The organism is Reyranella sp. GW821-FHT14A01 (assembly GCF_058803965.1).
Genome location: NZ_JBXAPM010000005.1, coordinates 57,053 through 69,579, shown reverse-complemented (window position 1 = coordinate 69,579; position 12,527 = coordinate 57,053). Strand labels below are relative to the sequence as shown.

The 12,527-nt window shown below is 66.3% G+C and carries 13 protein-coding genes; 11 read left to right on the top strand and 2 right to left on the bottom strand.

The window, feature by feature from the left end:
- Positions 1–96: 96 nt before the first annotated feature.
- Positions 97–750, bottom strand: coding sequence for a uracil-DNA glycosylase (locus tag AC1ROX_RS11295; RefSeq protein WP_493125465.1), 654 nt, complete (start codon positions 748–750; stop codon positions 97–99).
- 13 nt (positions 751–763) lie between these two features.
- Entirely contained in the window at positions 764–1,390 is a 627-nt protein-coding gene (locus tag AC1ROX_RS11290) for a LabA-like NYN domain-containing protein (RefSeq protein ID WP_493125463.1), read from the bottom strand.
- Between the two features lie 144 nt (positions 1,391–1,534).
- Between AC1ROX_RS11290 and folK the strand changes: the two genes are divergently transcribed.
- The 11 genes from folK (at position 1,535) to AC1ROX_RS11235 (ending at position 12,473) form a co-directional block, all read left to right on the top strand.
- Positions 1,535–2,050: a 2-amino-4-hydroxy-6-hydroxymethyldihydropteridine diphosphokinase gene (gene folK, locus AC1ROX_RS11285; protein WP_493125461.1), complete on the top strand. Its 516-nt coding sequence runs from the start codon at positions 1,535–1,537 to the stop codon at positions 2,048–2,050.
- A 72-nt stretch (positions 2,051–2,122) separates the two neighbouring features.
- Positions 2,123–2,485 (top strand): DNA-directed RNA polymerase subunit omega, encoded by a 363-nt coding sequence (rpoZ, locus tag AC1ROX_RS11280; protein WP_493125459.1) that lies wholly within the window; start codon positions 2,123–2,125, stop codon positions 2,483–2,485.
- Between the two features lie 94 nt (positions 2,486–2,579).
- Entirely contained in the window at positions 2,580–4,760 is a 2,181-nt protein-coding gene (locus tag AC1ROX_RS11275) for a RelA/SpoT family protein (protein ID WP_493125457.1), read from the top strand.
- A gap of 31 nt (positions 4,761–4,791) precedes the next feature.
- Positions 4,792–5,544 (top strand): pyridoxine 5'-phosphate synthase, encoded by a 753-nt coding sequence (locus AC1ROX_RS11270; RefSeq protein WP_493125455.1) that lies wholly within the window; start codon positions 4,792–4,794, stop codon positions 5,542–5,544.
- A complete protein-coding gene (gene acpS, locus AC1ROX_RS11265) occupies positions 5,541–5,942 on the top strand; it encodes a holo-ACP synthase (RefSeq protein ID WP_296328118.1) in 402 nt (133 codons plus the stop codon). Before AC1ROX_RS11270 ends, acpS begins: the two co-directional genes overlap by 4 nt.
- Before the next feature lie 108 nt (positions 5,943–6,050).
- On the top strand, positions 6,051–6,875 hold the full coding sequence (lepB, locus tag AC1ROX_RS11260; protein WP_493125453.1) for a signal peptidase I: 825 nt from the start codon (positions 6,051–6,053) through the stop codon (positions 6,873–6,875).
- Positions 6,827–7,579, top strand: coding sequence for a ribonuclease III (rnc, locus tag AC1ROX_RS11255; protein ID WP_493125451.1), 753 nt, complete (start codon positions 6,827–6,829; stop codon positions 7,577–7,579). Before lepB ends, rnc begins: the two co-directional genes overlap by 49 nt.
- Positions 7,576–8,508, top strand: a complete 933-nt coding sequence (gene era, locus AC1ROX_RS11250; RefSeq protein ID WP_493125449.1) for a GTPase Era — start codon at positions 7,576–7,578, stop codon at positions 8,506–8,508. The genes rnc and era overlap by 4 nt, the downstream gene beginning before the upstream one ends.
- Before the next feature lie 144 nt (positions 8,509–8,652).
- Positions 8,653–9,369 (top strand): DNA repair protein RecO, encoded by a 717-nt coding sequence (recO, locus tag AC1ROX_RS11245; RefSeq protein ID WP_493125447.1) that lies wholly within the window; start codon positions 8,653–8,655, stop codon positions 9,367–9,369.
- Between the two features lie 54 nt (positions 9,370–9,423).
- Entirely contained in the window at positions 9,424–11,664 is a 2,241-nt protein-coding gene (gene parC, locus AC1ROX_RS11240; RefSeq protein ID WP_493125445.1) for a DNA topoisomerase IV subunit A, read from the top strand.
- Between the two features lie 2 nt (positions 11,665–11,666).
- Entirely contained in the window at positions 11,667–12,473 is an 807-nt protein-coding gene (locus AC1ROX_RS11235; protein ID WP_493125443.1) for an undecaprenyl-diphosphate phosphatase, read from the top strand.
- The last annotated feature ends 54 nt before the right edge of the window (positions 12,474–12,527 follow it).

Genomic DNA, 12,527 nt, shown 5'->3' with positions numbered 1-12,527 from the left:
GATACAATCGTCGGCAGCGTCAGATGTGGAGAAGAGACAGGATCATGAGCGCCACTGGAGTGGCGCGCTCCATTGATGCGGAGTCGACTCTGAGGTTTACGCCTCGTCGAGTGCCTTGCGGACGCCGTCGAAGACCTGATGGAACATCTCGGTCGTGAGGCGGCCGGTGTTCGTGTTGTAGCGGGAGCAGTGATAGCTGTCGGCGAGCATCAGGCCGGTCGGCAACTGGTGCAGCCGGTTGTGGATGAACGGGTAGGCGCCGGCCGGTCGCACCGTCAGGGCGCGCAGGATCTGATCGTGCGCACCCTTGCCCAGGGCCACCAGGATCTTCAGCGCCGGCATGACGGCGAGCTCGGACTGCAGGAAGGGTCGGCAGGCGGTGAACTCGACCGGCAGAGGCTTGTTCTCGGGCGGCAGGCAGCGCACCGCGTTGGCGATGCGGCAGTCGACCAGTTGCAGCCCATCGTTGGGATCGGCGCGGTAGGTGCCCTGCGCGAAGCCGAACTTCAGCAGGGTCGAGTAGAGGAGGTCGCCGGCATAGTCGCCGGTAAAGGGGCGGCCGGTGCGGTTGGCGCCCTTCATGCCCGGCGCCAGCCCGACGATCAGCAGGCGGGCGTCGAGCCTGCCGAATGAGCGCACCGGCGCATTCTTCCAGTCGGGGAACTTGCCCTGCAGGTCGTGGCGAAAATCCACGAGCCTCGGGCAGCGCGGGCAGTCGAGCGGCGGCTCTTCGAAAGCGGGCGCGGACACCGAAGCGGTTGGCCTAGGCCGAGCGCATCACGGATTCGGGCGGCGCGTCGTCGAATTCGGCATCCGGCTCGCGGGGAGCCGTCGCCGGGCGCGGCGCGCGTTCCGACGAGGCGCGCGCGATGAGCGGGGCCAACTCGGACAGTTCGATGAAGTCGTCGGCCTGGCGGCGCAGTTCGTCGGCGACCATCGGCGGGGCCGACTTGATCGTGCTGACGACCGAGACCCTGAGCCCGCGGCGCTGTACGGCCTCGACCAGCCGGCGGAAGTCGCCGTCGCCGGAGAACAGGATCACATGGTCGAGATGGTCGGCCATTTCGAGCACGTCGATGGCCAGCTCGATGTCCATGTTGCCCTTGACCTTGCGACGGCCCATGGCATCGGTGAATTCCTTGGCCGGCTTGGTGACCATGGTGTAGCCGTTGTAATCCAGCCAATCGATCAGCGGCCGGATCGGCGAATATTCCTGATCCTCGACCAGCGCCGTGTAGTAGTAGGCGCGAACCAATCGGCCCTTCTCGCGGAACACCTTCAGGAGGCGGCGATAGTCGATGTCAAAGCCCAGGGCGCGGGCGGCCGAATAGAGATTCGCACCGTCGATGAACAGCGCGACGCGCTCGTTCTCGTAGAAATTGCCTTTCATGGCGATGAAACCCTTTGAAAGAATAAACGAGGCTTGGCGATAAATTTATGGTGCGGTGGAAGGCTGGTAACCCACGCCTCTCCGAAAGCATATTAAGAGTAGGTCGTTAACCTATAGATCACAAGGGGTTGAGGGGATTTGCTGGTGGACAATGTGGAGCGTCGGCCGATTTTCATAGGCGCCGGGGCCAATCTAACCCATCCGTCCTACGCCTCGCCGCGCGAGACGTTGCAGGCCGCCCTGCTCGAACTGGACCGACGGGAAACCCGCGTCCTGCGCTACTCCCGCTGGTACCGGACGGCACCGGTCCCGGCCTCCGACCAGCCTTGGTACGTGAATGTGGTCGCCGAGATTGCCACCCGCCTGTCCGCCGACGAGCTGCTGGCCACCCTGCACGAGGTCGAGGATCTGTTCGGCCGGGTCCGCAGCGTCCCCAACGCGCCGCGGCTGATCGACCTGGATTTGCTCGATTATCGGGGGGAAATAGCCGCTCCCGCGCCCGGAAAAGCCACCCTGCCGCATCCCCGTATGGCGGGGAGGGCTTTTGTATTGCGGCCGCTGGCCGATCTTGCCCCGGCCTGGCGGCATCCCATCTCCGGTGTGTCGATCCAGGATCTCCTGAAAGGCCTGCCGGCAGACCAGGTCGCTCAGCCCTTCTAGGCCCCGGCCGGCTTGCCTTTTGGGCGGAGGGGGCTATAACCCGCGGCTCACACGAAATTTGAGGTTCCGCCCATGGCGCGCGTCACCGTCGAAGACTGCATCCTGCAGGTCCCCAACCGTTTCGAACTCGTCATGTTCGCCTCGCAGCGCGCCCGCGACATCTCGGCCGGCGCCCAGATCACGCTCGACCGCGACCGCGACAAGAACCCGGTCGTGGCGCTGCGCGAGATCGCCGAGGTCAAGCTCGACCAGGCCGTCCTGAAGGATTCGCTGATCTCGGGCATGCAGAAGCATGCCGACGTCGACAAGCCCGAGGAAGTTAACGAGATGGCCGAGCTCGAGCAGGAGCTGGCCGCGGCGCTGGCGCAGGGCGGTGCGGAAGCCGCCCAGCCGAAGGCGCTGCCGATGGCCGAGGAAGACGACGTCACCGAGTAGGTCTCGGGGGGCTGAGCCCTAGCAGGGTTCAGCCTGCTATTCGTGCAAACGCCGTGGAGTGAACGCAATCGTCCCCATATAGTGGGTGATTGCCATGATTCGTCAGTTTGAACTCGTCGAGCGCGTACACTCCTACGATCCGGATGCGGACGAGGATAAGCTCAACCGTGCCTACGTCTATGGCCTGAAGAAGCACGGCAACCAGCTGCGCGCCTCGGGCGACCCGTATTTCTCCCATCCCGTCGAGGTCGCGGGCATCCTGGCCGAGATGCGGCTCGACACCGCCTCGATCGTCACCGGCCTGCTGCACGACACGCTGGAGGACACCGACGCCACGCGGGACGAGATCGCCGGCCTGTTCGGCGAGGACATCGCCCGGCTGGTCGATGGCGTCACCAAGCTCTCCCGCCTCGAAATCCAGTCGGAGAGCACCAAGGAAGCCGAGAACCTGCGCAAGCTGGTGCTGGCCATGTCGTCGGACATCCGCGTGCTGCTGGTGAAGCTCGCCGACCGCCTGCACAACATGCGCACGCTGCATCACATCAAGGAGCCGGCACGGCGCCGGCGCATCGCGCGCGAGACCATGGACCTCTATGCGCCGCTCGCTTCGCGCATCGGCATGGAGAAGGTGAAGCGCGAACTCGAGGAACTGGCCTTCGCCGAGCTCAATCCCGACGGCCGGGCCTCGGTGCTGGCGCGGCAGGGCTACCTCCGCGAACGCGGCGACAAGCTGGTGCCGCAGATCGAAGTCGAACTGGTCCGCACCCTGAAGGATGGCGGGCTCCCTGCGCAGGTCTCGGGGCGCGAGAAGACGCCCTATTCGATCTGGCGCAAGATGCAGAAGAAGAACGTCTCGTTCGAGCAGCTTGCCGACATCATGGCGTTTCGCATCATCGTCGCGGACGTGCCGCAATGCTACCAGGCGCTCGGCCTGCTGCACGGCCGCTATCAGGTGCTGCCGCAGCGCTTCAAGGATTACATCTCGGTTCCCAAGCCCAACGGCTACCGCTCGCTGCACACCGGCGTGATCGGCCCGCTCGGCCAGCGCATCGAGATCCAGATCCGCACCGAGGAGATGCAGGACCAGGCCGAGCGCGGCGTTGCCGCCCACTGGATCTACAAGCAGGGCGGTCCGTCGACCGACGCGCCGCAATATGCCTGGCTGCGCAGCCTCATGGACATCCTCGACAAGGCGCCCAATGCCGAGGAGTTCCTCGAGCACACCAAGCTCGAGATGTTCCAGGACCAGGTCTTCTGCTTCACGCCCAAGGGCAAGCTGATCGCCCTGCCGCGCGGCGCGACGCCGATCGACTTCGCCTATGCGGTGCACAGCCAGGTGGGCGACACCTGTGTCGGCGCCAAGATCAACGGCCGCATGCTGCCGCTGCGCACGCAGCTCTCCAACGGCGACCAGGTCGAGATCATCACCTCGAAGGCGCAGACACCGTCGCCGACCTGGGAGCGCTTCGTCGTCACCGGCAAGGCCAAGGCCGCGATCCGCCGCTTCATCCGCGTGCGCCAGCGCGAGCAGTACATCCAGCTCGGCAGGTCGCTGCTCGACAAGGCCTTCCACGAGGAAGGCTACGAGGTCACCGACAAGGGCCTCGACGGCGTGCGCATCAACTTCAAGCAGGCCTCGACGGACGATCTCATTGCGACGGTCGGCGCCGGCCTCGTTGGCGCCCGCGAGGTGCTGACGGCGGTCTATCCGGGCCTCAAGCAGCCGCGCAAGGGCGGCGCCGACGTCGTGCCGATCTCGCGGGCCCGCTCGAAGTCCGGCAAGGCGACCGAGACCGGGCGAGCGGGCAAGCTGGAGCCGGGCCAGATCGCGATCCGCGGGCTGATCCCCGGCATGGCGGTGCACTTCGCGCGCTGCTGCCATCCGCTGCCCGGCGATCGCATCGTCGGCATCATCACGACCGGCAAGGGCGTCACCATCCACACGATCGACTGCGCCACCCTGGAAAGCTTCTCCGAGGCGCCGGAGCGCTGGATCGACGTCGGCTGGGATTCGGTGAGCGAGAACGAGGGTGGCGTCTATACCGGACGTCTCAAGATCACGGTCTCCAACCAGCCCGGCAGCCTGTCGAGCCTGTCGACGGTGATCGCCCGCCACGAGGGCAACATCTCGAACCTGCGCATCGTCAACCGGTCGATGGATTTCTTCGACATGGTGATCGACGTCGAGGTGTCGGACGTAAAGCATCTCGCCGACATCACCGCGGCGCTGCGCGCCACGCCCGCCATCAACGCCGTCGAACGCGCCCGCAATTGACGGCTTCCTCCTCCCTTCGCGAAAGATGCGTATGACTGCGCCCAATCACCTGCGTCTCGGCGTCAATATCGATCACGTCGCCACCGTGCGTAATGCGCGTGGCGGGCATCTGCCCGATCCCCTGCGCGCGGCGCGCCTCGCCGAAGCGGCCGGCGCCGACGGCATCACCGCGCATCTGCGCGAGGACCGGCGTCACATCATCGATGCCGACATCGAGGGGCTGATGCGCGAGCTCAAGGTGCCGCTCAACTTCGAGATGGCGGCGACGGAGGAGATGGTCGGCATTGCGCTCCGCCATAAGCCCCACGCCGCCTGTATCGTCCCGGAGAAGCGCGAGGAGCGCACGACCGAGGGCGGGCTCGACGCCGCCGGCCAGCACAATCATCTGAAGCCGATGGTGGCGCGCCTGCGCGATGCCGGCATCCGGGTCTCGCTGTTCATCGAGGCCGATCCGCGCCAGCTCGAGGCGGCGGTCACGCTGGGGGCACCGGTCGTGGAATTGCACACCGGCCGCTATTGCGAGATCGAGGGCGCGCCCAAGCAGGTGGAGTTGCAGCGCATCGCCAAGGCGGCGGCGCTGTGCGCCCAGCTCGGCCTCGAATGCCATGCCGGTCACGGGCTGAGCTATGCCGACGTGGCGCCGGTCGCCGCCATTCCCGAGGTGCGCGAACTCAACATCGGCCATTTCCTGATCGGCGAGGCGATCTTCGTGGGCCTGGAGCCGGCGATCCGCGAGATGCGCCGCATCATGGATGCCGCGCGGGCCGGGGGAGCCGCCGCGTGATCATCGGCCTGGGCAACGATCTCTGCGACATCCGGCGCATCGAGAAGTCGCTGGAGCGTTTCGGCGAGCGCTTCGTGCAGCGTGTCTTCACGGAAACCGAGCAAAAGCGCTCGGAAGGCCGGGCAACCCGTGCCGCCAGCTACGCCAAGCGGTTTGCCGCCAAGGAGGCCTGCGCCAAGGCGCTGGGCACCGGGCTGCGGGCGGGGGTCTTCTGGCGTGACATGGGTGTGATCAATCAGAAAAGCGGCAAGCCCACCCTGGCCTTGACGGGCGGAGCGCTGGCCCGGCTGCAAAAGATCACGCCGGCCGGCATGACGGCCCAAATCGACTTGAGCATCACGGACGAATACCCGCTTGCTCAAGCAGTCGTGATCATCTCGGCGGTGCCCAATCCATGATCCGCAGGGCGCGTTCAACGGTCGCCGAGGCTCCCATGCCGCGGTTGGGGCGGGAGACAGGGGCTCCGGGCCCTGCTATAGCCCCGGCTTGTTCAAACTGGTACGGCGATGACGGACGTGGCTGAACGTCGTAAGCGAGCGCAGGAAAAAACCGGCGGGTGGGGCGAAACCGTCCGAACGGTGGTCTATGCCGTCCTGATCGCACTGGTCGTGCGGACCTTCGCGATCGAGCCCTTCAATATCCCCAGCGGATCGATGATCCCGACCCTGCTGGTCGGCGACTATCTGTTCGTGTCCAAGTATTCCTACGGATACAGCAAGCACTCCTTCCCTTTTTCGCTGGGCGTCTTCTCGGGCCGCGTCTTCGGCTCGCCGCCCGAGAGGGGTGACGTCGCCGTGTTCAAGTATCCGGGCGACCAGGGCCAGGGCGTCAACCGGACCGACTACATCAAGCGCATCGTCGGCATGCCGGGCGATCGCATCCAGGTGACCAACGGCCTGCTGCACATCAACGGCGTGGCTGTCGACCGGCTGAAGATCGGCGACCATGTGAAGGGCAACAACGGCAGCTACCAGAAGGGCACGCTCTACAGCGAGACGCTGCCCAACGGCCGCCGCTACACCGTGCTCGAGTATCGCGACGACGGTATGGCCGACAATACGCCGGAGTTCCTCGTGCCGGCCGGCAGCTACTTCGTCATGGGCGACAATCGCGACGATTCGCTCGACAGTCGAACGCGGCTGATGCTGCGCGATTTCTCGGGATCGACGCGCGATCGCGACCAGCTAGGCTGGTACGTGCCCTCGGAAAATCTCGTCGGCCGGGCGGAGTTCATCTTCTTCTCGCACGATCCATCCGCCGCCGGCTGGCTGGAGCCGTGGAAATGGCCCGAGGCGATACGCTGGAACCGCTTCTTCATGGCAATCCACTGAGTTCGACCGACGTCGATCTGACGGCGCTGTCGAGGGATGTGGGTCATGTGTTCGCGCGCGTCGAGTACGCCGTGGAGGCGCTGACCCATCGCAGCGCCCTCGACCGCAAGCCCGAGCTGAAGGCGGCTTTCCCCAACGGCAACGAACGGCTGGAATTCCTGGGCGACCGCGTGCTGTCGCTCGCCATGGCCGATCTGCTGCTGCGCCGCTTCCCGCACGAGCGGGAGGGCGAGCTGGCTCGCCGCCACGCCTCGCTGGTGCGGGCCGAGACCCTGGTCGAGATCGCGACGGCGATCGGACTCGGCAGCCATCTGCGGCTGGGTGATTCGGAGCGCGCCCACGGCAGCAGCGTGAAGCCCAACATCCTGGCGGATGCGCTGGAGGCGCTCCTCGGTGCGGTCTTCCTGGACGCCGGTCTCGAAGCCGCGGCGGCCAGCGTGGCGCTGCTCTGGGGCGACCGCCTCAGCAGCCAGATCGTCGCGCCGCGCGATCCCAAGACGACCCTGCAGGAATGGGCGCAGGCGCGCCGCCTGCCGTTGCCGGCCTATCTCGAGGTCGACCGCGAAGGGCCGCCGCATGCGCCGGTCTTCGTCGTCGATGTGGTCCTCAAGGGCCAGGATCCGGCGCGCGGCCGGGGCGGCAGCAAGCGCGAGGCCGAGCGGCTGGCTGCCATGACATTGCTGGAAAGGTTGGAAAGGGCATGAGCACGCCTGAAACACGGGCCGGGTTCGTCGCCGTCGTCGGCGCGCCGAACGCCGGGAAGTCGACCCTGGTGAACGGGCTGGTCGGCTCCAAGGTGAGCATCGTGTCGCCCAAGGTGCAGACCACGCGCATGCGCGTGATCGGCATCGCCATGGCCGATATTCCCGACAAGGGCGAAGGCGCCTCGCGGGCACAGGTCGTGCTGGTCGACACGCCCGGCATCTTCAGTGTCGCCAAGCGCCGCCTGGAGCGCGCCATGGTCGCCGCTGCGTGGCAGGGCGCGGACGACGCTGACGTGGTGGCGCTGGTGGTCGATGCCGAGCGCGGCGTCGGGCCCGAGACGAAGGCCATTGCCGAGCGGCTGAAGGACTCGCGCGCCCCGCGCTTCCTGGTCCTGAACAAGATCGACCTGGTGCCGCGCGAGAAGCTGCTGTCGCTCACGGCGGAGCTGAACGCCATCGTGCCGTTCGAGCGCACCTTCATGGTGAGCGCGCTCAAGGCCGACGGCGTCGGCGATCTCCTGGCTGCCTTCGCGCTCGCCGTGCCGGCGGGCCCGTTCCTCTATCCCGAGGATCAGGCGGCCGACCTGCCGCTGCGCCTGCTGGCCGCCGAAGTGACGCGCGAGCAGGTGTTCCTGCAGCTTCACCAGGAGCTGCCCTACGAGGCGGCGGTGGAGACCGAGAAGTGGGAGGACCGGCCCGACGGCAGCGTGCGGGTCGAGCAGACCATCCACGTCCAGCGCGAGGGCCAGCGCGCGATCTTCCTCGGCAAGGGCGGCGCCCGCATCAAGCAGATCGGCGCGCGGGCACGCCACGAGCTCTCCCAGATGCTGGAGCGCCCGGTGCATCTCTTCCTGCACGTGAAGGTGAGCGAGCGCTGGGCCGACGATCCCTCGCACTACCGTTCGATCGGCCTCGACTACAAGGCTTAGCAGCTCTTCAAGAAGCCGGCGTTCTGGCGAATAAACGAAATAAACGAAATAAACGAATCCAACGAATCGGAGGAGGCGGCCCCCGAATTTGTTCGGCAGGGCGCAGTCTGGCGCCGCCTTTCCGGGCACGGCATACAGTCCGGCATGGATTGGAACGACGAAGGCATCGTGCTGTCGGCGCGGGCTCACGGGGAGACGGGCTTGGTCGTTTCGCTGCTGACGCGCGAGCACGGGCGCCATTCGGGCTTCGTGCCGGGGGGCATCTCGCGGCGCGCCCGGCCGGTCTGGCAATCCGGCAACCTGGTCGAGGTCGGCTGGCGGGGGCGCCTTCCGGAGCAGCTTGGCAACTATTCGGGCGAGCTGCGCGAGCCGCATGCCGCGCGCGCCATGGACGATGCGTCGGAGCTGGCGGGACTGTCAGCGGCCTGCGCCGTCATCGACGCCGCCCTGCCGGAGCGCGAGCCGCACCCGGCGATGTTCGACGGGTTCAAGGCGTTCCTGGGCTCGCTCGGCCATCCCGGCTGGCCGACCATCTATGTTCACCTGGAATTGGGCCTGCTGCAGGAGCTGGGCTTCGGCCTCGACCTGGAGAAGTGTGCCGCCACCGGTTCGACCGACGACCTGGCCTATGTCTCGCCCAAGACGGGCCGCGCCGTCTCCCGCGCCGCAGCCGGCCCCTACAAGGAGAAGCTGCTGCCGCTGCCGGGCTTTCTATCCACCGGCGGATTACCGTCCGATGACGATGAGCTGCGCCAGGGCCTCGACCTGACGGGCTTTTTCCTCGAGCGGCACGTGTTTTGGCCGCACAACAAGCCCTTGCCTCCCGCACGGTCGAGATTTATGGAGTCGCTCCAACGCTAGAATAATCACGGCCGTGGCTCGAACTGCGGTCCATCCCCTCCGTCAGTCTGGTCCATGGCAAAGCGCAACAACGTCGTCCAACTGGCCGAGGTAAAGCCGGTGCAATTCGGGCAGGCGCTCCAGGAGCGTTACCTGTCCTATGCGCTGTCGACGATCATGTCGCGGTCGCTGCCGGACGTGCGCGACGGGCTGAAGCCGGTGCATCGCCGCCTGATGTACGCCATGCGCCAGCTGCGGCTCGATCCGAACAGCGCCTTCAAGAAGAGCGCCCGCGTCGTCGGCGATGTGATCGGCCAGTATCACCCGCACGGCGACCAGTCGATCTACGATGCGCTGGTGCGCTTGGCCCAGGAATTCGCCGCGCGCTATCCGCTGATCGAGGGGCAGGGCAACTTCGGCAATATCGACGGCGATAACCCTGCTGCCATGCGTTACACCGAGGCGCGCCTCACCGAGGTGGCCGAGGCGCTGCTGGGCGGCATCGACGAGAATGCCGTCGACTTCCGGCCCAACTACGACGGCTCGACCGAGGAGCCGATCGTGCTGCCGGGCGGCTTCCCGAACCTGCTGGCCAACGGCGCCGCCGGCATCGCCGTCGGCATGGCGACCTCGATCCCACCGCACAATGTCGGCGAACTCTGCGACGCGCTGCTGCATCTCATCAAGACACCGAACTCGCGCATCGAGACGCTGGTCGACCTGGTGAAGGGGCCGGATTTCCCGACCGGCGGCATCCTGGTCGAGCCGCGCGAATCCATCGTCGAGGCCTACCGGACTGGTCGCGGCGCGTTCCGTTTGCGCGCCAGGTGGGAGGTCGAGCAGCTTCCGCGCGGTCAGTACCGCATCGTCGTCACGCAGATTCCGTATCAGGTCCAGAAGGGCAAGCTGATCGAGCGGATCGCCGAGATCATCAACGCCAAGAAGCTGCCGATCCTCGAGGACGTGCGCGACGAGTCGGCCGACGACGTGCGCATCGTGCTGGAGCCCAAGACCGGCAACGTGCCGGCCGAGCTCTTGATGGAGCAGCTCTTCAAGCTCAGCGATCTCGAGACGCGCTTCCCGCTGAACCTCAACGTCCTCGACAAGGACAACACGCCGCGCGTGATGGATCTGCGCGAGGCGCTGCAGGCCTTCCTCGATCACCGGCGCGAGGTGCTGGTGCGCCGTTCGACCTTCCGGCTGGCCGCCATCGAGCGCCGCCTGGAGATCCTAGACGGCTACCTGATCGCCTATCTGAACCTCGACAAGCTGATCAAGATCATCCGCGAGGAGGACGAGCCCAAGCCCAAGATGATCAAGGCGTTCGGGCTCACCGACCTGCAGGCCGAAGCGATCCTGAACATGCGCCTGCGCGCCTTGCGCCGGCTCGAGGAGTTCGAGATCCGGGGCGAGCACAAGAAGCTCAGCGCCGAGCGCAAGGATCTCAAGGACCTTCTGAAGAGCGTCGACAAACAGTGGGACGCCATCGCTGAAGAGGTTCGCGAGACCAAGAAGAAGTTCGGCGGCAAGACCGAACTCGGCCGCCGTCGCACCGAGCTGGCCGACGCGCCGGCCGAGATCGAGCATGCGATCGAGGATTTCGTCGAGCGCGAGCCAGTGACCGTCATCCTGTCCGAGAAGGGCTGGATCCGCGCCGCCAAGGGCCATCTCGACGACAAGGCCGCAGGCGAACTGAAGTACAAGGAAGGTGACACGGCGCGCTTCGCCATCCACGCCCAGTCGACCGACAAGATCCTGCTGTTCGGCACCAACGGCCGTTTCTACACGGTGGGCTGCGACCGCCTGCCCAGCGCGCGCGGCCATGGCGAGCCGATCCGGCTCATGATCGAGCTGGGCAACGATCAGGACATCGTCCAGCTCGAAGTATTCAAGGGTGGCCGCAAGTTCCTCGTGGCCTCGGATGCCGGGCGCGGCTTCGTCGTGCCGGAAGACGAGGTCGTGGCGCAGACCAAGAACGGCAAGGGCGTCCTGACCCTCGCCGACAAGGAGAAGGCGCAGGCTTTCGGCATCGTGCCCGAAGGGGCTAACTCGATTGCCGTGCTGAGCGAAGGCCGCAAGCTGCTTATCTTCCCGCTCGACCAGGTGCCCGAGATGGGCCGTGGCCGCGGCGTGCTGCTGCAGAAGTCGAAGGGCGACCGTCTGTCGGACGCGCAGGCCTTCGTCCTCTCGGACGGCTTGCCGTGGGGCAACCGGACCATTCCGGCGGCCGAGCTGAAGTTCTGGCGGGGCGAGCGCGCGCAGGCCGGGCGCATGCCGGAGAAGGGCTGGCCGCGGGCCAAACGATTTAAGGACTGAGAATGGACCTGACGCTGATCTGGAAGGCGCTGCTGATCGGCGTTGTCGAAGGTCTCACCGAGTTCCTGCCCGTCTCGTCGACGGGCCACATCATCCTCGCCGAGGAAGTGCTCCACTTCCAGGGACCGCCCGGCAAGGTCTTCGAGATCGTGATCCAGCTCGGCGCGATCCTCGCGGTCTGCCTGCTCTATCGGGCGAAGATCTGGACCACCGCCATGGGCGTGCTGGAACGGGACAAGCGGGCGACGCGATTCACGATCGCGATTCTCGTGGCGTTCCTGCCGGCCGCCATCGTGGGCGTCGTGGCGCATAAATACATCAAGTCGGTATTGTTCAGCCCGTGGGTGGTCGCCGTCGCCCTGATCGTCGGCGGCGTCGCCATCCTGGTGATCGAGCGGTTCGCGCAGCGGCCGCGCATCAAGACGGTCGACGACATCGACCTCAAGACCGCCTTGTACATCGGCCTCTGCCAGTGCCTGGCGATGATCCCCGGCGTGTCGCGGGCGGGGGCCACGATCATGGGCGCCCGAGTTTTCCGTGTGGACCGTGCGACGGCGGCCGAGTTCTCGTTCTTCCTGGCGATGCCCACCATGCTGGGGGCGACTGTCTACGATCTCTACAAGAACTGGTCGTCGCTCAGCGGCGAACATGGCGGGGTGATCGCGCTGGGCTTCGCCGCCGCCTTCCTGTCGGCACTGCTGGTGGTAAGGGCTTTCGTGCGCTTCATCAGCCGCCACGGCTTTACCGTTTTTGCCTGGTACCGCATTGCAGTGGGCGCATTGGCGCTTGTCTTATTGCTCATGCGTTGAAGCTTTCGCCCCACGTCTTGCGCGTGTCATAAGCCGCGCAAATCAGGCGGCCAC

Coding starts and splice junctions, on each gene's coding strand:
- AC1ROX_RS11290 (WP_493125463.1), bottom strand. CDS start 1,390: ATGAAAGGCAATTTCTACGAGAACGAGCGCGTCGCGCTGTTCATCGAC.
- rpoZ (WP_493125459.1), top strand. CDS start 2,123: ATGGCGCGCGTCACCGTCGAAGACTGCATCCTGCAGGTCCCCAACCGT.
- AC1ROX_RS11275 (WP_493125457.1), top strand. CDS start 2,580: ATGATTCGTCAGTTTGAACTCGTCGAGCGCGTACACTCCTACGATCCG.
- AC1ROX_RS11270 (WP_493125455.1), top strand. CDS start 4,792: ATGACTGCGCCCAATCACCTGCGTCTCGGCGTCAATATCGATCACGTC.
- lepB (WP_493125453.1), top strand. CDS start 6,051: ATGACGGACGTGGCTGAACGTCGTAAGCGAGCGCAGGAAAAAACCGGC.
- rnc (WP_493125451.1), top strand. CDS start 6,827: ATGGCCCGAGGCGATACGCTGGAACCGCTTCTTCATGGCAATCCACTG.
- era (WP_493125449.1), top strand. CDS start 7,576: ATGAGCACGCCTGAAACACGGGCCGGGTTCGTCGCCGTCGTCGGCGCG.
- recO (WP_493125447.1), top strand. CDS start 8,653: ATGGATTGGAACGACGAAGGCATCGTGCTGTCGGCGCGGGCTCACGGG.
- parC (WP_493125445.1), top strand. CDS start 9,424: ATGGCAAAGCGCAACAACGTCGTCCAACTGGCCGAGGTAAAGCCGGTG.
- AC1ROX_RS11235 (WP_493125443.1), top strand. CDS start 11,667: ATGGACCTGACGCTGATCTGGAAGGCGCTGCTGATCGGCGTTGTCGAA.